This window comes from Streptomyces sp. NBC_00572, assembly GCF_026341815.1.
Classification (GTDB): domain Bacteria; phylum Actinomycetota; class Actinomycetes; order Streptomycetales; family Streptomycetaceae; genus Streptomyces.
Map to the genome: position 1 here is coordinate 5,646,894 of NZ_JAPENX010000001.1, position 20,216 is coordinate 5,667,109.

Consider the following 20,216-nt stretch of genomic DNA (forward strand, 5'->3'; position numbering starts at 1 on the left):
CCGTCGTGCGAGTGGCGGAGGCACGCCATGGCCGAAGGAGGGCGCCTACGTCTTCCGGGCCACCACCAGGCGGCACCGCGGGCTGCCGTCGTCTCGGCGACCGAGGGGCTCGATCGGGGTGAAGGAGACCTCGAAGCCCGCGTCCTCCAGTCGGGAGCGGACGTCCGCGAGGCGGAAGGTGCGGTAGTACATGACGAACGGCGGGCGCCAGAGCGCGTTGCGGACGCGCATCGTGGCGTCGAAGCCCCACAGGATCCAGTAGAGCCGGGAGCCGACCGGGGGCGGGGCGGGGACGGGGAAGGCGAACGTGCCGCCGGGGCGGAGCGAGCCGTGGACCTGGGCGAACAGGGTGCGCTGGTCGTCCGGGAGGAAGTGGCCGAAGGCGCCGAAGCTGACCGCCAGGTCGAAGACCGGGGCGAAGGGCAGGGCCAGGGCGTCGGCGCGGACCAGGGTGGCGGTGGGGTGGGCGTCGCGGGCCCGGGTCAGCATGCCCGTACTGAAGTCGACGCCGGTGACCGGGCCCGCGCAGACCGAGCGGAGGACGTCGAGTCCGGCGCCGGTCCCGCAGCAGACGTCGAGCCCCGAGTCGAAGGGGCCGAGGGTCTCCAGGGTGTGGGTGACCGCGGTCAGGAGGCGGTCCGAGGTGCGGAACGGGGTCGCGTCGAACTTGTCCGCGAGCAGGTCGTAGCCGTGCTCGACGGACGAGAGGGCCTGGACGGTCAGCTCGCGGAGGCTGGGACCCTGCGGGGTGAACATGTCCCCGACCCTATGCCGTCACCACCCGTGTGTGGCAGAGCGCCCGGCCTCACGTCAGAGCGCGCTGCGCACCGGAGGCGCGGCCCAGGACGGCGCGATCCCCGTCAGCTGGCAGACCAGCAGGTAGAGGGGGATGGGCGGCGTGTAGGGGGAGGTGCCGTCGGGGTGGTGGATGAGGCGGGGCAGGCGGTCCGGGATCTCGGCGCCACGCGCGTAGCAGGCGGGCAGCGGCCAGGTCACGTCGTGGTCGGAGCCCGCCGGGACCAGCCACCACCACCAGTCGGAGTCGGCGTAGACACAGCCCTTGGCGGGGAGGCGGGAGAGGATCTTGAAGCCGAAGCGGGCGGGGACGCCGACGGCGTCACAGCCGAGGCCGGTGTGGAGTCCGACGGGCACGGCGAGGCGGGTGGCGCCCAGCTCACGGGGGTGGGCGATGCCGGAGGCGCCTCGGGCGTCGGTGCGGGGCTCGGGCGAGCGGCGGGGTTCCGGCACGCGGCCGGTGAGGAGGGACCTGCGGGCCCCGGGGAGCAGCGGGATCATGCGGGTGGCCATGGACCTCAGCATGTTTCCCCCGTGCCGTGGGCCAGCTCGGCCCAGACGACCTGGGCGGTGCCGTGTCCGGTGCGGTCGGCGCCCCAGGCGGTGCACAGCGCGTCGACGATGAGGAGTCCGCGGCCGCGTTCGTCCTCGCCGCAGTCGCGTATCCGGGGGTCCGCCGGGCCGCCCTCGTCGCGCACGGCTATCCGCAGGATGTCCTCGCCCTCGCGGATCTCGCAGATGAAGCGGTCGCTGGCGGTGTGCACCACGGCGTTGGTGACGAGTTCGGAGACGACCAGGGCCACCGTGTCGCGGATGTCGGGGCCGCAGCCCCAGAGAATGAGCCGTTCCTCCGCGAGCCGGCGGGCGCGTGCGACCGACGAGGTGAGGGCGGGGAGCTCGTAGGCGAAGCGGCGGACGCCATCGGTATCGGTCTGGGGCTGTGGGCGCGGGGCCATGACTCGGGGACTCATGAGACCTGAAGGCTGCGCGTTACCAGAAGCCACGACCGGTTCCTCACAACAGTGGGCAGGACTGCCGTACGGCGCTGTCGCCGTGGCCTGGTGGGCGCACGGCGGCAGCGTGTACTGGTTCACCGGAACACTGTCCTCCTGAGTCGGACACTTGGCAAGTGGCACTCTGGAAATTGCAGAGTGCCGTGTTCTCTCTGGCCCGGCTTCGTGGCACACTCGTCGAAACAGTGCGTCGGGGAGGTCTGAGAGTGAGCGAGCCGCGGTCCGCCCCCACGGTGGGACAGGTCGTTCTCGGTAGGCGCCTGCAGGATCTGCGGGAGCGAGCCGGCCTGAAGAGGGAAGAGGCCGCGAAGATCCTCCGGGTGGCCCCGGCCACCGTCCGGCGGATGGAGACCGCCGAGGTCGCACTGAAGATTCCGTACGTGCAGCTCCTGTTGAGGGAGTACGGGATCACGGACTCCGAGGCCGAGGGGTTCATCGCCCTCGCGGAGGAGGCCAACCTCCCCGGCTGGTGGCAGCGGTTCCACGACGTGCTGCCCGGCTGGTTCTCCATGTACGTCAGCCTGGAGGGGGCGGCCGGTCTCATCCGGGCCTACGAGCCCCAGTTCGTCCCCGGTCTGCTCCAGACCGAGGACTACGCCCGCGCCATTCTGCGCAGCGGGGCGGTCGGCGGCGGCAGCGATGCCGCCAAGGACGAGGACACCGAGCGGCATGTAGCCCTACGGATGGAGCGCCAGTCCCTGCTGACCAGGGAAGACGCCCCGAAGTTCTGGGTGATCATGGACGAGACGGTGTTCCGCCGACCGGTCGGCGCCGGGCCCGAAGTGATGCGCGACCAGCTCGACCGGCTGCTCGAAGCGTCGGAGCTGCCGAACGTCACCCTGCAGATCGCGGAGTTCGCGTCCGGCCACCACCCCGGCACCTACGGACCGTTCGTCCTCTTCCGCTTCGCCATGCCCGAACTGCCGGACATGGTCTACAGCGAGTACCTGACCGGCGCCGTCTATCTCGACGCGCGCCCCGAGGTGGCATCCCACCTGGAGGTCATGGACCGCATGGCGGCTCAGGCCGCGACTGCACAACGCACGAAGGAGATCCTTCGGGATCTCCGCAAGGAGCTGTGAATGGATCGCATATACAACGGCATGCCCGCCGCTGAGCTCGGTGCCGAGGGTTGGCACAAGCCCTGGAGCGGCGGGAACGGGGGCAACTGCGTGGAGGCCATGAAGCTGGCCGACGGCAGAGTCGCCGTGCGACAGTCCGCAGACCCTGAAGGACCCGCGCTCATCTACACCCACGGGGAGATCGCAGCTTTCATCCAGGGGGCCAAATCCGGTCAGGCTGACTTTCTGCTCACCTGACCCCTTCCGTCACGCCCCTACCGTCGCGTAACTCTTGCTGTAGCGCCACTCGTTCATCCCGACCAGGAGAGCCGATGACCCAGGACCCCGCATCCCCGCGGAGTGAGATACGCATCGACACCAGCACGCCGCATCCGGCACGCATGTACGACTGGTTCCTGGGCGGCAAGGACAATTACCCGGTCGACGAGGCGATGGCGCGCCAGCTGCTCACCGTCGACGCCCGGGGCCGGGACATGGCCCGCGTCAACCGGGCCTTCATGCACCGCGCCATCCGCTGGCTCAGCGCCCACGGCGTCCGCCAGTACCTGGACGTCGGTACGGGCATCCCGACCGAGCCCAACCTGCACCAGATCGCGCAGGGGGCCGCGCGGGACTCCCGGATCGTCTACTGCGACAACGACCCGATCGTGCTCGCGCACGCGGCCGCCCTGCTGCGCTCGACCCCGGAAGGGGCCACCGAGTACATCCAGGCGGACGCCCGCGAACCCGAGATCATCCTTGAAAGGGCCGGAAAGGTCCTTGATTTCGATCAGCCCATCGCACTGTCGATGCTCGCCCTGCTGCACTTCGTGGGGGACGAGGACGGCGCGTACGAGCTGGTCCGCAAGCTCGTGGACCAGTTGGCGCCGGGCAGTTACCTGGTCCTCTCCCATGTCACCGGGGACTTCAACCCCGAGGGCGCGGCGGAGGCGGTCGCGATGTACAAGGCGCGCGGGCTGACCCTGCGGCCCCGCTCGCGGGACGAGCTGGCCGCGTTCTTCGACGGCATGGAGTTCGTCGAGCCCGGCGTCTCCCTCACCGCCGAGTGGCACCCGGAGCTGGGTGAGCCGGTCCCGGTGCCGGGCGACGAGCCCATCCCGGGATGGGCCGCGGTGGCCCGCAAGCTCTGACGGGAACAGCGCGAAGGAGGCCCGCCGACATGTCGTCGGCGGGCCTCCCTTCGTTCTACGGCTCCACCAGCGTCACCCGGAAGCTCCGCGCCGGGCCGACGTTGCCGGCCGCGTCGATCGTGCGGTACTCGATCGTGTGCGTGCCGTAGTCGGGGGTCGCGTCGTCCCACGGCACCGCGCGGCTCCGGCCGAGCTTCCCGTACACGAGGTCGTCGATCACCGTGCCGCCCGGTGTGAAGCGGAACGGCGCGTCCGCGTCCGTCGGCCAGCCGTAGTACGTGTACCAGCCGTCGCCGTCGACCCGGAACTGGCTCACCACCGCGCCCTCCTGATCGTCCCGCGCGGTCAGCCGCATCGTGAACGGGCCGTCGTAGACGTACTCCACGGGGCGCCCCGGGCGCCGTACCGTACGCAGCGGATCCGACAGCTCGTACGACGCCGAGGCCGCGCGGGCGTCCACGGTCCAGCTCAACGTCTCGCCCGTGCCCGCGAGACGGGCCGTCAGGGTGTGGGTGCCAGGAGTGAGACGGAACGAACGCAGGTCCACATCACGGTCGTTGGGACCGGTCGCGACGGGCCGGCCGTCAAGGTGCCAGCGCACGGCAGGGGTTCGGTCCACCGCGTGGGTGGTGTCCGCGTGGACGACCGACCGGGCACCGACGGGTGAGCCGGTGGGCGTGTGGCCGGTGAACGCGGCACCGGTTCCGTCGCGCATGGTGGTGAGCGACGGGTCGATCGTCCAGCCGACGGTCCGGGTGAGCGCCTCCGAGGCGCGGACCGCCGGGTCGCGGACGAAGGGTGTCGGGTCGGTGACCGTCGCCGTGAGCGTGTGCGCGCCGGGGGTGAGTCGCAGTGTCCGCAGGTCGACCGTGCGAGCGCCGCGCGTGGGCAGGGTCCGTCCGTCAAGCCGCCAGGTCACGGCGAGCGCGCCGCCGACCGGGTGCAGGGTGTCCACCCACACCGTCCGGTCCGCCCCGATCGGTGCGGTGGCCGGAGTGTGGTCCTGGATCAGGTTCACCTTGGCGGAGATGGCCTGGACCATCACCTCGCGCTCCACCTGGTCGAAGGCGTAGCCGAGGGTCTTCATCAGGGAGTGGCGGCTCGGTCGCCAGACACCCTTGGTGCTGTACATGCCGCCCTCGAAGCGGCCGATGACGCCGCCCGACTCGCTCTCCTCGCCGAGCCAGCGCCACCACTTGGCCCGCTGCTCCAGCATCTGGCGCTCCGTCAGGAGCGTGTGATGGGTGGAAGAGGGCTCGGGGCCGGAGTACGCCCCGCCCGGCACCCCTCGCCCGTAGTAGTCGTACTCGTCCTGGAGGCCGCCGAGCGAGTGACCTATCTCGTGCGGGGTGATGAGCGACGAGAGCGCGTTGCCGCCGGACGCGGTGGCGTAACTGCCGCCCGCGCCACCGTAGGTGGAGCTGTGCGCGAGGGCGACGATCTGCCGGTTGGCGCGGCTCGTGCCGGGGACGAGATCGGCGAGCGCGCCGGCCTTGCGGCTGTCGACGGTCAGCAGCCGCTGGACACTGCCCGGGTTGCAGCCGCCCCAGAACCCCATGTCGAGCGCGGTGTCGCGGACGGGGGCGTCGAGGCCGGGATCGCAGTCCACGCCCGACTCGGCCGAAGGGGCCTCCACCGCCCAGACGTTGATGTACGAGCGGTACGAGGCGAAGGGCTCGATGCTCCACAGGGTGTACAGATGTCGTTCCAGGTCCGCGCGGAACGCGGGCATCTCCGCCGCGGTGTAGCCGTCGCCCATGAACACCAGGTTGAACCGCCGGTCCGCCGGCCCTGTGGTCTGGACGGGGACGACGGCCGGACCGTCACCGTTCGCGGGTGTCTCCGCCGCCGCCGGTATGGTTCCCACCAGGCCGACGGCCAGCAGGCAGACCGCGACGAGACGGGCCACCTCTCGCCGAACTCCCTTGTTCTGTGAGGTCATGGGGCGCGAGCCTAGGCCGCGCCCCCGGTCCCGTAAAGATGTTCGTCAGCCGTACAAGCGGGTGTCGATTCAGTGCCGCAGATACGCCAGGCCCGCGTGCTCCGCCGTGTAGCCCTCCACCAGCCGGCGGGCCACCGTCACCGAGTCGACCAGCGGATGGAGGGCGAAGGCCTTGACGGCGGTCGCCCGCGAGCCGCTCTCCGCCGCCGCGAGGACCTCCCGCTCCACCGCCTTCACCGCGGTCACCAGGCCGACCGCGTGGTACGGCAGCGGGGACACCGACACGGGATGGGCGCCGTTCGCGTCGACGAAGCAGGGCACCTCGATCACCGCGTCCGCGTCGAGCGCGGCCAGCGTCGTGCCGTTGCGGACGTTGAGGATCAGGGTGGCCCGCTCATTGCGCGCGACCGCCCGCATGAGGGCGAGCGCCACCTTCTCGTAGCCGCCCGACTCCAGGTCCTCCTCGTCGCGCTCCCCGATCCCGGCGGCCTCCCGGTTGGCCGCCATGTAGGTGGCCTCACGGTCGGCGAGCGTACGGTGCCAGGCGTCGAGGGCGCCGGTGTCGGGCTTCCCCATCTCCTCGTAGAAGCCGGCCTGTTGGTCACGGAGATAGGCGCCGCGCGTCCGCTCCGCGGTCCGGTAGGCGTGCACGGCCTCCCGGTTGAAGTAGTAGTAGTGCAGATACTCGTTGGGGATCGCGCCCAGCGAGCGCAGCCACTCCGGGCCGAACAGCCGACCCTCCTCGAAGGAGCCGAGCGCCTCCTCGTCGGCGAGCAGCCGCGGCAGCTCGTCCCGGCCGGCGATCCTCAACCCCCGCAGCCAGCCCAGGTGGTTGAGGCCCACGTAGTCGATCCAGGCCTCGTCCGGGTCGGCGCCCAGGATGCGGGCGACCCGGCGGCCCAGGCCCACGGGGGAGTCGCAGATGCCGACGACCCGGTCGCCGAGGATCCGGGACATCGCCTCCGTGACCAGGCCCGCCGGGTTGGTGAAGTTGATGACCCAGGCGTCCGGGGCGAGTTCGGCGATCCTGCGCGCGATGTGCACGGCGACGGGAACGGTCCGCAGCCCGTACGCGATACCGCCCGCGCCCACCGTCTCCTGGCCGAGCACGCCCTCGGCGAGCGCGATCCGCTCGTCGGCGGCCCTGCCCTCCAGACCCCCGACCCGGATCGCGGAGAACACGAAGTCGGCCCCGCGCAGCGCCTCGTCCAGGTCCGTCGTCGCCGTGACGCCGGGTGCGTCCCGCACGCCCTCGCCTTGCTCCGCGAGGACCCTGGCGATGGCCGAGAGCCGTCCCTCGTCGAGGTCGTACAGGGTGACATGGGTGACCCGCCCCTCGGCGTGATCGCCGAGGAGAGCGCCGTACACCAGCGGCACCCGGAACCCGCCGCCTCCGAGAATCGTCAGTTTCATGCTCGTACGCTACTCGGACGCACCCTCTGAGCAGCGGGATTCCGCCCCGGCGTCCACGCGGCCGTCCACATGCCGGGCGCCGACGCCGCCCACCCGGTGGGGGACAATGGCGGCATGTCCCGACGCAAGACCCGCCCGCGCACGTCCGCCCCTCGCCCGTCCGCGTCCGCCGTGACGGCGGAATCTCCCTGCCCGTGCGGCCTCGACGCCCCGTACGGCGCGTGCTGCGGCCGGTTCCACACGGGTACGGGCGGCACGGCGCCCACCGCAGAGCTGCTCATGCGCTCCCGTTACTGCGCCTTCGTCGTCCGTGATGAGGCGTATCTGCTGCGCACCTGGGCGCCGGAGACACGGCCCGCCGAGGTCGACTTCGACCCGGGGATGCGCTGGACCGGCCTGGAGATCGAGTCGGCCACCGTCGGCACCGCGTTCCACCAGCACGGCACCGTCACCTTCACCGCGCGCTACGTCCACGGCGGCGAGCCCGGCGCGATGCACGAACGGAGCCGCTTCGCCCGCGACGAGGGCGCGTGGGTGTACGTGGACGGCGACGTCACCGTCTAGGACTTGTCCGTCGTGTTGCAGCGCCCACCCGACAGGGTTTCCCCCGCTGTGCATACGTCCCCCCTGTGATCTCCCTGCTGTCCGGAACCGGCGCAGGCCGCTGGCTGCGCACGTGATCGCCCGGACAGGACCTGGCCGGGAGCCGGTAGACCGGCAGCCGGCGGGACGGGGCCCGAGGCCCCCCGCGGTCCCGGGTCAGACGCCGGTGGTCCTGCTCAGGGCGCGACCGCCGTCGCCGTCGAGCGACCGGTCGGGGAGGCCGTTCGCCAGGTCCTCGGCGACGACCTTCTTGGCGATGGCGTCCGTCGCCACCCGCAGTTCGGGGCCGCTGGGCCGACCGCTCTCCTGCTCGACGCGGTCCGAGAGCCAGTCGCCCCACGCGTGCGTGATCACGTCCGCCTCGCGCTTGCCCGCCTGGGTGTGGGAGAGCAGATGGCCGTCACGGGTCAGGAAGCCCTCGTCGACCATCCGGTCGAAGACCGGCAGCAGCACTTCGGGCGGGACCCGCCGCCCCGCCGAGATCAGTCCCAGGCTCGCGTGGCCGACCGTCCGCGTGTAGAGCTCGACCTGCATCACCGCCCACGCCCCGGCCGTGTCGAGCCGTGTGTCGGAGGTATCGAGGATCCGCCGTGCGGTGGTGAGGTCGATCCGGCGCATGATCCTGCCCACGGCCAGTTCCAGGTGCTGGGCGGAGTCGCCCGACGAGGTGGGGGAGGCGAAGCCCTCGCCCATGTCGGGGGCGGCGGCGCGCGCCGAGTCGCGGAGGGTCACCTGCTTGAGGAAGAGCGCGACGACGAAGCCGACGGCGGCGACCGGCACCGTCCAGAGGAAGACGGTGTGGAGGGTGTCCGCGTAGGCGTTGACGATCGGTTCCGCCACCTGGTCCGGCAGGCCGTGCACTCCGGCCGGGCTCTGCGCGGCCTGCGCGAGTCCCGACGGATCCACGCCGAGGCTCTCGGCGACGGCCGTGGCCTCGCCGACCCCCGCCGCGAGGTTGGGGGTGAGGGCGTTGACGTAGATCGTGCCGAAGACGGCGGTGCCGAAGGAGCTGCCGAGGGTACGGAAGAAGGTGACGCCGGAGGTGGCGGTGCCGAGGTCGGCGTAGTCGACGGTGTTCTGCACGGCGATGGTGAGGACCTGCATGCACAGGCCGATGCCGACGCCGAGCACGAACATGTACAGCGACGCCAGCCAGGTGCTGGTGCCCGGCTCCATCAGCGACAGCAGATAGAGCCCGAGCCCCATCACCAGACAGCCGACGATCGGGAAGATCCGGTAGTGCCCCGTCTTGCTGACCACGTTGCCGCTGAAGATGGACGCGATGAGCAGGCCGACGACCATGGGCAGGGTGCGGATGCCGGAGACGGTCGCCGAGTCCCCGTCGACGTACTGGAGGTACGTCGGCAGGAAGGTCATCGCGCCGAGCATGGCGAAGCCGACGACGAAGCTCAGCACGGAGCAGACGGTGAAGACCGGATTGCCGAACAGCCGCATGGGCAACATGGGTTCGTCCGCACGGGTCTCCACCCAGCAGAACAGGGCGAGCGCGATGAGACCGCCGGCGAAGAGGCCGATGATGACCCCGGAGGTCCAGGCGTACTCGTTGCCGCCCCAACTGGTCGCCAGGATCAGGGCGCTGGCTCCGGCGGCGACCAGCGCGATGCCGGCGTAGTCGATGATCGGCTTGCTCGCCGACCGTACGGAGGGGATCGTGCGGGCGGCGGCGATGACGACCAGGATCGCGATGGGCACATTGACGTAGAAGGCCCAGCGCCAGCTGAGATGGTCGGTGAACAGACCGCCGAGCAGGGGGCCGATGACGGTGGAGACACCGAACACCGCCCCGATCGCGCCCTGGTACTTGCCGCGTTCGCGCAGCGGGATCACATCGGCGATGAGCGCCATCGAGGTGACCATGAGGCCGCCCGCGCCGATGCCCTGGAGGCCGCGCCAGACGATCAGCAGCGTCATGTTCGTGGCGAGTCCGCAGAGGAACGAGCCGGTGATGAAGACGATCGCCGAGATCTGGAAGATCACCTTGCGGCCGAACAGGTCGCCGAACTTGCCGACGAGGACGGTCGCGACCGTCTCGGCGAGCAGGTACGCGGTGACCACCCACGACATGTGGGCGGCGCCCCCGAGATCCGAGACGATCGTGGGCAGGGCGGTGCCGACGATCGTCTGGTCGAGGGCGGCGAGGAGGACACCCAGCATGATCGTGCCGAAGACGATGTTGCGGCGGCGGCTGTCGAGCACGGGTGGCTCGGTGGCGGCCGGGGGCGCGGGCGCTGCGTCGCTGGTCGTGGTCACTCTCGCAGCGTCACATCGGCCCCGACCAGGTGCATGCGGGGGACGGCCGAACGGGCGGACCGGTGAGGCGTGGTCCGGCCGGACCGTCAGGGTGTGACCGGCAGCTTCGGGTGGTGCTTGGCGAGGATCTTGTTGGCACGTGCGAGCGCGGCGAGGGCGTGCTCACGGTCCGCCCGGTCCTCCGCGCACAGGGGTCCCCGGAAGCGGTACACCTCGCGCGCCGCGCAGTCCGCGTCGACCTCGGCCTGGAGGACGTGCAGCGGCAGGCAGGAGCCGATCAGCGCGGCGACACGGTCGGGGATCGGGACGGGTACGAGGCGCGAGGGCGAGGTGATCACGGGTCAGTCCTAGTGGGTCCGGGAAGCGTACGGAAGGGTCTGCTCTCCATACGTACCGGATCGCCGTACGGGTTCCGGCACGGCGATGTCGCGGTGGGGCAACGACGCGACGGCGCTCCGGAGGCGCGCGCGGGTATCCGGGCGGGCGAGCGGGTACGGTCGCCGGATGCTGCCGGGGGCGTTCTCGCAGGTACGGGCCCGGGCGGTCGCCGCGGGATTGTTCACCGTCCCTGCGTATCGTCCGTACGTACGACGAACGCATGCTCGATGAAGGGGTGTTGGGGCCGACGGGGCGCTCGTCGAATGTGAAGCATCTCACTCGGCGGATCGGCGTCCTCCGGACGCGGTCCGGACGCTACGTCAGGATCTCGGACAGGTCGTACGAGACGGGCTCGTCCAGCTGCTCGTATCCGCAGGACTCCGGAGCCCGGTCCGGGCGCCACCGTTTGAACTGCGCCGTGTGCCGGAAGCGGTCGCCCTCCATGTGGTCGTACCCCACCTCGCAGACCCGCTCGGGCCGCAGCGCCACCCACGACAGGTCCTTCTTCCCCGACCAGCGGCTCGGCGCACCCGGCAGCCGCGCACCCGCGTGCGCGGCCTCCTCCGCCCAGGCCGCCCACGGGTGCCCGTCCGGAGGGTCCATCCGCAGCGGCTCCAGCTCCTCGATCAGCTCGGCCCGCCGCTGCGCGGTGAAGGCCGCGCACACCCCGACGTGCTGGAGGGCGCCCTTGTCGTCGTGCAGGCCGAGGAGCAGCGAGCCGACCACCGGGCCGCTCTTGTGGAAGCGGTAGCCGGCCACCACGACGTCGGCCGTCCGCTCGTGCTTGATCTTGTACATGAGGCGGGCGTCCGGCCGGTACGGCAGGTCGAGCGGCTTGGCGATCACCCCGTCGAGGCCCGCCCCCTCGTACTGCTCGAACCAGCGGGCGGCCAGCTCGGCGTCCCGGGTCGCCGGGGCCAGATGGAGCGGCGCGTCGACGCCGTCGAGCATCCGCTCCAGGGCCTCCCGGCGCTCGCTCAGCGGGGTGTCGAGCAGTGAGGTGTCGCCGAGCGCCAGCAGGTCGAAGGCCACGAACAGCGCCGGGGTCGTCTCCGCCAGCATGCGGACCCGGGAGTCGGCCGGATGGATCCGCTCGCTGAGCCGGTCGAAGTCGAGGTGGCCGCCGTGCTCGATGACGATCTCGCCGTCGACCACGCAGCGCTCCGGCAGCCGGGTGGCGAGCGCCTCGACCAGCTCGGGGAAGTAGCGGGTGAGGGGCTTGCCGGTGCGGCTGCCGATGACGAGCTCCGGCCCGTCGCGGTGCACGATCGCGCGGAAGCCGTCCCACTTCGCCTCGTACTGCATCCCGGGCGGGATCCGCTTGACCGACTTGGCGAGCATCGGTTTCACGGGCGGCATCACCGGAAGATCCATGAGGTGATTGTCAGGTATGCGGGACTTGTCGGCGAGCCCTAGGCTGACCGGCATGGCAGGCAAGGCGGCAGCGGTGGAACTGGAAGTCGGCGACCGGACCGTACGCGTGTCCAATCCGGACAAGGTGTACTTCCCCGAACCCGGCTACACCAAGCTCGACATGGTCAGCTACTACCTGGCCGTGGGCGACGGCATCACGCGCGCCCTGCGCGACCGCCCCACCACCCTGGAGCGTTACCCCGACGGGGTGACCGGCGAGTCGTTCTTCCAGAAGCGCGCCCCGAAGTACCTGCCCGACTGGATCCCGACCGCCCACATCACCTTCCCCAGCGGCCGGTCGGCCGACGAGATGTGCCCCACCGAACCCGCGGCCGTGCTCTGGGCCGCAAACCTCGGCGCCGTCACCTTCCATCCCTGGCCGGTACGGCGGGAGGACACCGACCACCCCGACGAACTCCGCATCGACCTCGACCCACAGCCCGGCACCGACTACTCGGATGCCGTCCGCGCCGCCCATGAACTGCATGCGGTCCTCGACGAGCACGGGCTGCGCGGCTGGCCGAAGACCTCCGGCGGACGAGGACTCCACGTCTTCGTGCCGATCCTGCCCAACTGGACGTTTACGCAGGTCAGACGTGCGGCCATCGCCTGCGGCCGGGAGCTGGAGCGGCGGATGCCGGATCAGGTCACCATCAAGTGGTGGAAGGAGGAGCGCGGCGAGCGGATCTTCGTCGACTACAACCAGACCGCCCGGGACCGCACGATCGCCTCCGCCTACTCCGTACGTCCGCGACCGCACGCCCCCGTGTCGGCGCCACTGCGGTGGGACGAGATCGACGACGCCGTTCCGCTGGACTTCGACATCAGGACGATGCCGGTCCGGTACGCCGAACTGGGCGACGTCCACGCCGGCATGGACGAGGAGCGGTTCAGCCTGGAGCCCCTGCTCGAACTGGCCAGGCGGGACGAGGCGGACCACGGCCTCGGGGACCTGCCCTATCCGCCGGAGTATCCGAAGATGCCGGGCGAGCCGAAGAGGGTGCAGCCGAGCCGGGCGAAGAAGGAGCCGGCGGACGAGGCGGATTGACGGGACGGATCGGATCGGCCGGTCGGATCGGCCGGTCGGAGTGACGGGTCGGAGTGGCGGGTCGGGCTGGCGGGTCAGAGGCGGGCCGGTGCTTCCGGGTGGGCGCCGGCCCGCCTCCTTTTCGAGCCTAAAACAACACGAACGATCGTGCTAGCATTTTTATGGATCCAAGACGTGGATCCAAGACGTGGACCGAGGACGACCGAGGAGAACCCGGCATGTACCCGATGGCTCCGCTCATCCGCACCGCCCTGAACGCCACCGCCCGGGTCGCCCCCGGAGCGGCCGGCCGCTGGGCCTTCCAGCTCTTCGTCCGCCCGCTCGGCCGAGCGAGGGTGAAGCCCGAGGAGCAGGCGCTCTTCGCCGCCGCCCGGACCGGGCGCCTCCAGATCCGGGGCAAGGGCGTCGTCACGTACGCCTGGGGTGACGGCCGCCGGCCCGTCCTGCTCGTCCACGGCTGGTCCTCGCGCGCCTCGCGGCTCACCGCCTTCGCGGAAGCGTTGCTCGCCCGCGGCTACAGCCCCGTCGCCTTCGACGCGCCCGGCCATGGCGATTCCCCGGGGCGGGCCGGCAACATCGTCGAATACCGGGAGATCATCCGGGAGTTGCACGCCCGGCACGGCGACTTCGACGCCGTCGTCGCCCATTCCTTCGGCGTCCTCGCCTCCCTCTTCGCCCTCCGGGACGGCGTCCGCACGGCCCGCTTCGTCGGGCTCGGCGGCGTCGGCTCCTTCGACCTGCTGGTCAGGGGCTTCCAGGACGGGCTCGGCGTGGACGATCGGATCGTCCGGTGCATGCGCGGTCACGTGGAGCGGCGGATCGCGCCCGATGAGCCCGGCATCTGGGACCGCTTCGACGCGGACCGTGCCGCCGGTGAACTCGGCGCGCCCGTCCTGCTGTTCCACGACGAGAGCGACGACATGGTGCCGCCCGTCCAGTCGCGGCGGCTCGCGCGAGCCCATGGCGACCGGGCCAGGCTCGTCGAAACCCGGGGGCTCGGCCACCGCCGCATCCTGCGCGACCCGGCCGTCGTGGCGGAGGCGGTGGAGTTCGTGACGGCGCCTGCGGGCGAACCGTCGGAGCGCCGGGTGGTCGCGGGCTGAGGGGGCGGGGAGGGGTGCTACTCGGCGTCGAGGCCTTCCCGGCCCCGGTCCGTGGCCGAGGCGCGCAGCCGGGAGGCGATGCCCCGCTCGGCACGGTCGTACGCCCTGGTGTCGCCCAGCAGGACGGACTGCGCGTTGGCCGCCTCCATGAGGGCGATCACCTCGAAGGCCAGCTGCTCCACATCCAGGTCCCCGGTGAAATCCCCGACGGTCTGAGCCTCCGTCAGGGACCGTTCCATGTAAGTGGTCCAGTCGATGCGGGTCTGCGCGACGGCGTCGTGGACCGGACCCGTACGGGCGTCGAACTCGGCCGTGACCGCGTGGAAGAAGCAGCCGCCCGCGAAGACCCGGCCCGAGGAGTACACGAGCCACTTCCGGCACAGCTCGCGCACGCGCCGGGCGCCCGGCGGCACGTCCTTCAGGGGGGTGAGGACCTGGTCGGTGAAGACGGCGACGGCGGCCCTGACCGTGGCGAGCTGCAGCTCCTCCTTGGAGCCGAAGAGGGCGAAGACGCCGCTCTTGCTGAGCTGTAGCTCGGTGGCGATCCGCCCCAGGGAGAGGCCTTCGAGCCCCTCGACGGAGGCGATGTCCATGGTCCGGCCGAGCACGAGCCGTCGGGTCTGGTTCCCGCGCTCGACGCGTCCGTCCGTCTTGGTCCCGCTGCCGCTCATGGCCCCATCTTACTGAACGCACGACCGTGCGGGAACTTTCCGCCCGCCGCCCCCGCCGCCCCGCCACCCCCTCGGTCCGGCCGCCGCCCTGCCCCGCCCCGCGTAGGCCGTCCGCCACCCGCCCGCGAGCTACCCGGTCCGCTCGCCGGGGTCGCGTCGTTCCGCCGGAGCGAGCAGCAGGACCTCCAGGGCGCGGGCGCAGGACCGGGCCTGCGCCAGGTACCAGTCGAGCCGCGCGTCCGTGATCAGGTGCGGGGTCGCACGGACCGCGAGAGCGAAGCGCGCGTGCCCCGCCCGCTCCAGGACCGGCACGGCCAGGGTCCGCACCCCGTGGGCGGACTCCCCGTCGTCGATGGCGTACCCCGCCTCCCGTACCCGTGCCAACTCGACGGCGAGAGCGGGAGGTTCGACAAGGGTCCGCTCGGTGAGGGCGTACAGCGGCGGAAGCGAGCGGGGGCCGGCCTCGCCCGCCCGGGGCCAGGCGAGCAGCACCTTTCCGAGCGCCGTCGAGTGCAGCGGCCGGCGCAGCCCCACCTTGGGGGTCACCGAGCCGCCCGCCACGATCACCACGTGCGGACCGCTGCGCAAGGCCAAGTCTGCGGTTGCGCCCGTCCGTTCGGTCAGATCGGCCAGCTCGGGCGCGGCCAGGTGGAGCCCCCGCTGGTGGTACGAGAGCCGTCCCAGCTCCGTCATCGCCGGGCCCAGCCGGTAGCGGGCGGTCCGGACGTCCTGCTCCAGGAAACCCGCGCCGAGCAGGGTCCGGGCGAGCCGGTGCGCGGTGGACGTGGAGAGCCCGAGCCGCCGCGCGAGGTCGGAGGCGCTCAGGTCGGGCCCGTTGTCGTGGAAACAGTGCAGTACGTCCAGTGCACGGCGGACCGCCTGGGCGCCCGCCGGGGGTCGGACGATGCCGGCCTCGGTCGTCATAGGTTCGCTCCCCGTGGGTGATCGGGCTCCCACGCTGCCACATGGCGGGAGCCGAATCATGGGTCGGGCGAGGTAGGAAACACGCCGTTCATGCGCCACGCACGACGTACCGGGTGGCGCACGCCCACCGTCTCTCCTGGACGTGGATACTGCTCCCGTGCCCGACGGTCCGGCGGCGCCCCAGGGGGTTGCCGTCGGGGCGAGTGAGGCGGACGGACCCCGCCGGGTTCGACGGTGGTCTGGGTGAGTTCGCCGCGGGCGAGCCGGTCCGCGTCCTCGCCGTACCCGCCGAAGAAGGCGACCCGGTCCCCGTGGACGGCCACCGCCTCTGCGCCCCGCACGGAGTTGGCGCGCGCCCGCACGGGCCGGCCGGGGTGGATCTCCAGGAGCGGGAAGTCGGTGTACGGGCAGGCCCAGGCAACGCCCGATGTCCGGCGGCGCGGCAGAGGCTTTCGGCGAGCCGCTTTGCAAACGGCGGCGAACGTCGCATTGATCGAACGTTGATGGCGCGTTTACGGCCCTCCGGCAGCGTGTACCGCATGCAGACCGACACGATCGTACTGACCGCACCGGAGCCCGACATGACCTGGCAGGAGAACGCGCTGTGCGCCCAGGCCGGCCCGGAGTTCTTCTTTCCGGCGCCCGGCTCCTCGACCCGCGAGGCGAAGCAGCTCTGCGGGGCCTGTGAGGGGCGGGTGGCCTGCCTGGAGTACGCGCTGAAGCACGACGAGCGCTTCGGGGTGTGGGGCGGGCTCTCGGAGAAGGAGCGGTTCCGGCTCAAGCGCCGACAGGGCTGAGCGACAGCGGACGCCTCGGCGCGGGGGTACGAGGGGTCCGGGTGCGGAGCGACACGGGCGCGGCAGGCTGATCAGCCTGCCGCGCCCGTGTCGTCGGTCGTGTTCGGAGCGGGTGTCGAACCGGTAGCTCAGCCGGCGGCGCGCGCGGCCATCCGGGCCTTGCGGGCGGCGAGCTTCTCGTCGAACTTGCTCGCCTCGGAGTCCAGGCCGTTCATGTACAGGCCCAGCTCCTCCTGGGCCTGCAGCCCTTCCGGCCCGAGGCCCTCGATCTGGAGGACCTTGAGGAAGCGGAGGACCGGCTGGAGGACGTCGTCGTGGTGGATGCGCATGTTGTAGATCTCGCCGATCGCCATCTGCGCCGCCGCCCGCTCGAAGCCGGGCATGCCGTGTCCGGGCATCCGGAAGTTGACCACGACGTCCCGCACGGCCTGCATGGTCAGGTCGGGGGCCATCTCGAAGGCCGCGCCCAGCAGGTTGCGGTAGAAGACCATGTGCAGGTTCTCGTCGGTGGCGATACGGGCCAGCATCCGGTCGCAGACCGGGTCACCGGACTGGTGGCCGGTGTTGCGGTGCGAGATGCGGGTGGCGAGCTCCTGGAAGGCGACGTACGCCACGGAGTGCAGCATCGAGTGCCGGTTGTCGGACTCGAAGCCCTCGCTCATGTGCGACATCCGGAACTGCTCCAGCTTGTCCGGGTCGACGGCGCGCGAGGCGAGCAGGTAGTCGCGCATCACGATGCCGTGGCGGCCCTCCTCGGCGGTCCAGCGGTGCACCCAGGTGCCCCAGGCGCCGTCGCGGCCGAAGAGGCTGGCGATCTCGTGGTGGTAGCTCGGGAGGTTGTCCTCGGTGAGCAGGTTGACCACGAGGGCGATCTTGCCGATGTCGGTCACCTTGGACTGCGCCGGGTCCCAGGCTTCGCCGTCCTCGAAGAAGCCGGGGAAGTTGCGGCCGTCGGACCAGGGCACGTACTCGTGCGGCATCCAGTCCTTGGTGACCTTGAGGTGCCGGTTGAGCTCCTTCTCCACGACCTCTTCCAGCGCGTAGAGCAGCCGCGCGTCGGTCCACCCTGTCGAGCTGCCGAGGTGGGGAGAGGTGAGCGTCACGGGGACTCCTGGGGACGGAGAAGGGCATACGGGCATACCTACGGATTCGTAGGTTACGAGACCGTAGGTTAAGGCTCCGTAAGGCGTCGGCCAAGCCCGTCCCGGCGATGTCCGGTTACGTTCCGTTATGTGCGCTGCTCGGGTGGGGCGCCGGAGATGCAGGTCACGTCCCGGGTACCCGGTATCGGTCATGAGAAAAACTACGGAGAGCAGATGCCCGGCCGCGCGGTGCAGTCGGCCGGCGGCCCGAAGCGGATGGCTGTCCGGTGCCGGAGCAGCGGACGGCCGTCCGGTCAGAGCAGGTGGTCGGCGGCGCCGGCCTTCACCGCGCAGATCAGCGCCCGGAGCGCCTCCACCGAGTCGCTGACGTACGCGCCCGGGGTCAGGGTCGAGCCGATATACGCCCGGCCCGTGTCGTCGAGGCCGAACCGGAAGCAGTTGGCGCCCTCGCTGCAGAAGGCCTCGTCCCAGTCGATCTCGACGGCGGCGGTGGCGACGGCGGGCCGGGTGGCGACGGGGCCGGCGGCGGTGGTGGTCGCGGCGGCGCCGGTGGCGGCGGTCCTGGGGTTCATCGTGTGGGGGGTCCTTCACAGTTCCTGGGCGACGGTGCGGACGAACGTACGTGACTCGTCCGTTCCCGCTAGAGACGGCGCTCGGTCCGTCCCGCCGAGGACGCGGCCTGCCGAGGCCGCGACCCTACCGAGGACTCGACGCCGTCCCCCGCACCTCCTCCACCGTCGTCGGCCGCAGCTCACCGTCGAGCAGCAGCCAGCGGGTGATCCCCAGCGACTCCAGGAACGTCACGTCGTGGCTCGCCACGATCAGCGCCCCTTCGTACGCGTCGAGGGCCGCCGTCAGCTTCCGTACCGACGCCATGTCCAGGTTGTTCGTCGGCTCGTCCAGCATCAGCAGTTGTGGAGCCGGCTCCGCGAGGAGTAGCGCCGCGAGCGTCGCCCGGAACCGCTCTCCGCCCGACAGGGTGCCGACGGGCTGATCCGCCCTCGCGCCCCGGAACAGGAACCGTGCAAGCCGCGCCCTGATCGCGTTCCCCGTCGCCGTGGGCGCGAACCGGGCCACGTTCTCCACCACGCTCAACCCGTCGTCGAGGACATCGAGCCGCTGCGGCAGGAAGCGGAGCGGCACCCGCGCGTCCGCCTCGCCCGACAGCGGTTCGAGGTCCCCGGCGATCGTCCGCAGCAGCGTCGTCTTCCCGGCGCCGTTCCTGCCGACCAGCGCGATCCGCTCCGGACCTCGCAGCTCGAACTCACCCGCCACCCGGGCCCCGTACCGCAGCTCCAGCTCCCGCAGGAACAGCACCTCGCGTCCCGGCGGCACCGAGGTGCGCGGCAGCTCGACCCGGATCTCGTCGTCGTCCCGCACCGCCTCCACGGCCGCGTCGAGCCGTTCCCGCGCCTCCGAAAGCCGCTCCGTGTGCAGCGCCCGGTGCTTGCCGGCCGAGACCTGGGCCTCGCTCTTGCGGTTGTTCGCCACGATCTTCGGGACGACCTTGTTCTCGAAGCTCTTCTGCGCGTAGCGCTTCCGGCGGGCCAACTTCATCTGGGATTCGGAGAGTTCCCGCTTCTGTCGCTGAACGTCGGCCTCGGCGACCCGCACCATCCGCTCCGCCGCGTCCTGTTCGGCGGCGAGCGCGGCCTCGTAATCGGACCAGGCGCCGCCGTACCAGGCGACGGAGCCGTCCCGTAGATCGGCGATCTGGTCGACGAGCTCCAGGAGTTCACGGTCGTGGCTGACCACGACCAGGACGCCGGACCAGTTCTCCACCGCCTCGTACAGCCGCGCGCGGGCGTGCCGGTCCAGATTGTTGGTCGGCTCGTCGAGCAGCAGGACGTCGGGGCGGGCGAGCAGCAGCGCGGCGAGCCGCAGCAGGACGGACTCGCCGCCCGAGACCTCGCCGACGGTCCGGTCGAGGCCGACGGCACCGAGCCCGAGCTGGTCGAGGGCGGCGCGGGCCCGCTCCTCCACGTCCCAGTCGTCGGCGAGGGCGGTGAAGTGCTCCTCCGCCGGGTCGCCCGCCTCGATGGCGTGCAGGGCGGCCCGCTTCGCCGCGATGCCGAGGATCTCGTCCACCCGCCGGGACGTGTCCAGAACCAGGTTCTGGGGCAGGTAGCCGAGCTCGCCGGTGACCCGGACCGTGCCGGAGGCCGGGGTCAGTTCGCCCGCGAGGAGCTTCAGGAGCGTGGACTTGCCGGAGCCGTTGAGCCCGACGAGCCCGGTGCGGCCGGGGCCGACCGCGAGCCGGAAGTCGTCGAGGACCTCGGTGCCGTCGGGCCAGGAGAAGGAGAGAGAGGTGCAGGTGATGAAAGTGGGGTGATGCGCCATAGGGGCCTCCCGGATGCGTGAGCGCAGGCGTGACGTGATGCGACGCGTGGAGACACCGGGGCGCGGGCTGTCTGTCGTAAGAACGGCTCGTACGCCGAGGTCGAGAACGGCACACGCGGCACAGGGGGCACGCGCGGCACGGTGTCTCGCAACCTCAGACGAGCAACGTCCTTCTCCGATCAGACGACGA

20 protein-coding genes are annotated in these 20,216 nt (G+C 71.4%); 7 read left to right on the forward strand and 13 right to left on the reverse strand.

Annotation, left to right across the window (positions count from 1 at the left end; all coding sequences use genetic code 11):
- Nucleotides 1-45: 45 nt before the first annotated feature.
- From OG514_RS25840 to OG514_RS25850, 3 genes are read right to left on the reverse strand one after another with little or no spacing between them, the layout of a single operon-like run.
- Nucleotides 46-756 carry a class I SAM-dependent methyltransferase gene (locus OG514_RS25840; protein ID WP_266898751.1) on the reverse strand — a complete coding sequence of 237 codons (711 nt, stop codon included), beginning with the start codon at nucleotides 754-756 and terminating at the stop codon, nucleotides 46-48.
- 54 nt (nucleotides 757-810) lie between these two features.
- Nucleotides 811-1,308 carry a hypothetical protein gene (locus OG514_RS25845; protein WP_266898753.1) on the reverse strand — a complete coding sequence of 166 codons (498 nt, stop codon included), beginning with the start codon at nucleotides 1,306-1,308 and terminating at the stop codon, nucleotides 811-813.
- Nucleotides 1,309-1,313: 5 nt separating this feature from the next.
- Nucleotides 1,314-1,766, reverse strand: a complete 453-nt coding sequence (locus tag OG514_RS25850) for an ATP-binding protein (RefSeq protein ID WP_266898755.1) — start codon at nucleotides 1,764-1,766, stop codon at nucleotides 1,314-1,316.
- Between the two features lie 248 nt (nucleotides 1,767-2,014).
- Here OG514_RS25850 and OG514_RS25855 point away from each other — a divergent pair, with 248 nt between their 5' ends.
- The 3 genes from OG514_RS25855 to OG514_RS25865 all read left to right on the forward strand — a co-directional run bounded on the left by OG514_RS25855 (nucleotide 2,015) and on the right by OG514_RS25865 (nucleotide 4,020).
- On the forward strand, nucleotides 2,015-2,890 hold the full coding sequence (locus OG514_RS25855; RefSeq protein ID WP_266898757.1) for a helix-turn-helix transcriptional regulator: 876 nt from the start codon (nucleotides 2,015-2,017) through the stop codon (nucleotides 2,888-2,890).
- The gene (locus OG514_RS25860; RefSeq protein WP_015037566.1) at nucleotides 2,891-3,127 is read left to right on the forward strand and encodes a DUF397 domain-containing protein; all 237 of its coding nucleotides are present in this window, start codon (nucleotides 2,891-2,893) and stop codon (nucleotides 3,125-3,127) included.
- Between the two features lie 74 nt (nucleotides 3,128-3,201).
- A complete protein-coding gene (locus OG514_RS25865) occupies nucleotides 3,202-4,020 on the forward strand; it encodes an SAM-dependent methyltransferase (protein WP_266898769.1) in 819 nt (272 codons plus the stop codon).
- A 55-nt stretch (nucleotides 4,021-4,075) separates the two neighbouring features.
- On the opposite strand, the gene OG514_RS25870 is transcribed toward OG514_RS25865, so the two are convergent.
- Nucleotides 4,076-5,962, reverse strand: a complete 1,887-nt coding sequence (locus OG514_RS25870; protein WP_266898771.1) for a M64 family metallopeptidase — start codon at nucleotides 5,960-5,962, stop codon at nucleotides 4,076-4,078.
- Between the two features lie 69 nt (nucleotides 5,963-6,031).
- Complete coding sequence (locus OG514_RS25875; protein ID WP_266898773.1) at nucleotides 6,032-7,375, reverse strand: 6-phospho-beta-glucosidase; 1,344 nt, start codon at nucleotides 7,373-7,375, stop codon at nucleotides 6,032-6,034.
- 114 nt (nucleotides 7,376-7,489) lie between these two features.
- On the opposite strand from OG514_RS25875, the gene OG514_RS25880 reads away from it, so the two are divergent.
- Entirely contained in the window at nucleotides 7,490-7,939 is a 450-nt protein-coding gene (locus OG514_RS25880; RefSeq protein WP_266898775.1) for a YchJ family protein, read from the forward strand.
- A 195-nt stretch (nucleotides 7,940-8,134) separates the two neighbouring features.
- Here OG514_RS25880 and OG514_RS25885 read toward each other — a convergent pair whose 3' ends face one another.
- The 3 genes from OG514_RS25885 to OG514_RS25895 all read right to left on the reverse strand — a co-directional run bounded on the left by OG514_RS25885 (nucleotide 8,135) and on the right by OG514_RS25895 (nucleotide 12,001).
- Nucleotides 8,135-10,249 carry an MDR family MFS transporter gene (locus tag OG514_RS25885; RefSeq protein WP_266898777.1) on the reverse strand — a complete coding sequence of 705 codons (2,115 nt, stop codon included), beginning with the start codon at nucleotides 10,247-10,249 and terminating at the stop codon, nucleotides 8,135-8,137.
- 86 nt (nucleotides 10,250-10,335) lie between these two features.
- Entirely contained in the window at nucleotides 10,336-10,584 is a 249-nt protein-coding gene (locus OG514_RS25890; protein ID WP_189835599.1) for a hypothetical protein, read from the reverse strand.
- A 358-nt stretch (nucleotides 10,585-10,942) separates the two neighbouring features.
- Complete coding sequence (locus tag OG514_RS25895) at nucleotides 10,943-12,001, reverse strand: ATP-dependent DNA ligase (RefSeq protein WP_266898779.1); 1,059 nt, start codon at nucleotides 11,999-12,001, stop codon at nucleotides 10,943-10,945.
- A gap of 52 nt (nucleotides 12,002-12,053) precedes the next feature.
- Between OG514_RS25895 and ligD the strand changes: the two genes are divergently transcribed.
- A complete protein-coding gene (ligD, locus tag OG514_RS25900) occupies nucleotides 12,054-13,088 on the forward strand; it encodes a non-homologous end-joining DNA ligase (protein ID WP_266898781.1) in 1,035 nt (344 codons plus the stop codon).
- A 218-nt stretch (nucleotides 13,089-13,306) separates the two neighbouring features.
- Nucleotides 13,307-14,191, forward strand: a complete 885-nt coding sequence (locus tag OG514_RS25905; RefSeq protein ID WP_266898783.1) for an alpha/beta hydrolase — start codon at nucleotides 13,307-13,309, stop codon at nucleotides 14,189-14,191.
- Nucleotides 14,192-14,208: 17 nt separating this feature from the next.
- Here the strand turns inward: OG514_RS25905 and OG514_RS25910 are convergent, their stop codons facing one another.
- Together OG514_RS25910 and OG514_RS25915 are read right to left on the reverse strand one after the other, a co-directional pair.
- Entirely contained in the window at nucleotides 14,209-14,862 is a 654-nt protein-coding gene (locus OG514_RS25910; RefSeq protein ID WP_266898785.1) for a TetR/AcrR family transcriptional regulator, read from the reverse strand.
- Between the two features lie 129 nt (nucleotides 14,863-14,991).
- On the reverse strand, nucleotides 14,992-15,786 hold the full coding sequence (locus OG514_RS25915; RefSeq protein WP_266898787.1) for an IclR family transcriptional regulator: 795 nt from the start codon (nucleotides 15,784-15,786) through the stop codon (nucleotides 14,992-14,994).
- Between the two features lie 539 nt (nucleotides 15,787-16,325).
- Between OG514_RS25915 and OG514_RS25920 the strand changes: the two genes are divergently transcribed.
- Nucleotides 16,326-16,583, forward strand: coding sequence for a WhiB family transcriptional regulator (locus OG514_RS25920; RefSeq protein ID WP_266898789.1), 258 nt, complete (start codon nucleotides 16,326-16,328; stop codon nucleotides 16,581-16,583).
- A 128-nt stretch (nucleotides 16,584-16,711) separates the two neighbouring features.
- Here the strand turns inward: OG514_RS25920 and OG514_RS25925 are convergent, their stop codons facing one another.
- From OG514_RS25925 to OG514_RS25935, 3 genes are all read right to left on the reverse strand, one after another.
- Nucleotides 16,712-17,686, reverse strand: coding sequence for an acyl-ACP desaturase (locus OG514_RS25925; RefSeq protein ID WP_266898791.1), 975 nt, complete (start codon nucleotides 17,684-17,686; stop codon nucleotides 16,712-16,714).
- A 293-nt stretch (nucleotides 17,687-17,979) separates the two neighbouring features.
- Nucleotides 17,980-18,258, reverse strand: a complete 279-nt coding sequence (locus OG514_RS25930) for a hypothetical protein (RefSeq protein ID WP_323181608.1) — start codon at nucleotides 18,256-18,258, stop codon at nucleotides 17,980-17,982.
- A 124-nt stretch (nucleotides 18,259-18,382) separates the two neighbouring features.
- The gene (locus OG514_RS25935) at nucleotides 18,383-20,026 is read right to left on the reverse strand and encodes an ABC-F family ATP-binding cassette domain-containing protein (RefSeq protein ID WP_266898793.1); all 1,644 of its coding nucleotides are present in this window, start codon (nucleotides 20,024-20,026) and stop codon (nucleotides 18,383-18,385) included.
- Nucleotides 20,027-20,216 lie beyond the last annotated feature (190 nt).

Coding starts and splice junctions, on each gene's coding strand:
- OG514_RS25840 (WP_266898751.1), bottom strand. CDS start 756: ATGTTCACCCCGCAGGGTCCCAGCCTCCGCGAGCTGACCGTCCAGGCC.
- OG514_RS25845 (WP_266898753.1), bottom strand. CDS start 1,308: ATGGCCACCCGCATGATCCCGCTGCTCCCCGGGGCCCGCAGGTCCCTC.
- OG514_RS25850 (WP_266898755.1), bottom strand. CDS start 1,766: ATGAGTCCCCGAGTCATGGCCCCGCGCCCACAGCCCCAGACCGATACC.
- OG514_RS25860 (WP_015037566.1), top strand. CDS start 2,891: ATGGATCGCATATACAACGGCATGCCCGCCGCTGAGCTCGGTGCCGAG.
- OG514_RS25865 (WP_266898769.1), top strand. CDS start 3,202: ATGACCCAGGACCCCGCATCCCCGCGGAGTGAGATACGCATCGACACC.
- OG514_RS25870 (WP_266898771.1), bottom strand. CDS start 5,962: ATGACCTCACAGAACAAGGGAGTTCGGCGAGAGGTGGCCCGTCTCGTC.
- OG514_RS25875 (WP_266898773.1), bottom strand. CDS start 7,375: ATGAAACTGACGATTCTCGGAGGCGGCGGGTTCCGGGTGCCGCTGGTG.
- OG514_RS25880 (WP_266898775.1), top strand. CDS start 7,490: ATGTCCCGACGCAAGACCCGCCCGCGCACGTCCGCCCCTCGCCCGTCC.
- OG514_RS25895 (WP_266898779.1), bottom strand. CDS start 12,001: ATGGATCTTCCGGTGATGCCGCCCGTGAAACCGATGCTCGCCAAGTCG.
- ligD (WP_266898781.1), top strand. CDS start 12,054: ATGGCAGGCAAGGCGGCAGCGGTGGAACTGGAAGTCGGCGACCGGACC.
- OG514_RS25905 (WP_266898783.1), top strand. CDS start 13,307: ATGTACCCGATGGCTCCGCTCATCCGCACCGCCCTGAACGCCACCGCC.
- OG514_RS25910 (WP_266898785.1), bottom strand. CDS start 14,862: ATGAGCGGCAGCGGGACCAAGACGGACGGACGCGTCGAGCGCGGGAAC.
- OG514_RS25915 (WP_266898787.1), bottom strand. CDS start 15,786: ATGACGACCGAGGCCGGCATCGTCCGACCCCCGGCGGGCGCCCAGGCG.
- OG514_RS25920 (WP_266898789.1), top strand. CDS start 16,326: ATGCAGACCGACACGATCGTACTGACCGCACCGGAGCCCGACATGACC.
- OG514_RS25930 (WP_323181608.1), bottom strand. CDS start 18,258: ATGAACCCCAGGACCGCCGCCACCGGCGCCGCCGCGACCACCACCGCC.
- OG514_RS25935 (WP_266898793.1), bottom strand. CDS start 20,026: ATGGCGCATCACCCCACTTTCATCACCTGCACCTCTCTCTCCTTCTCC.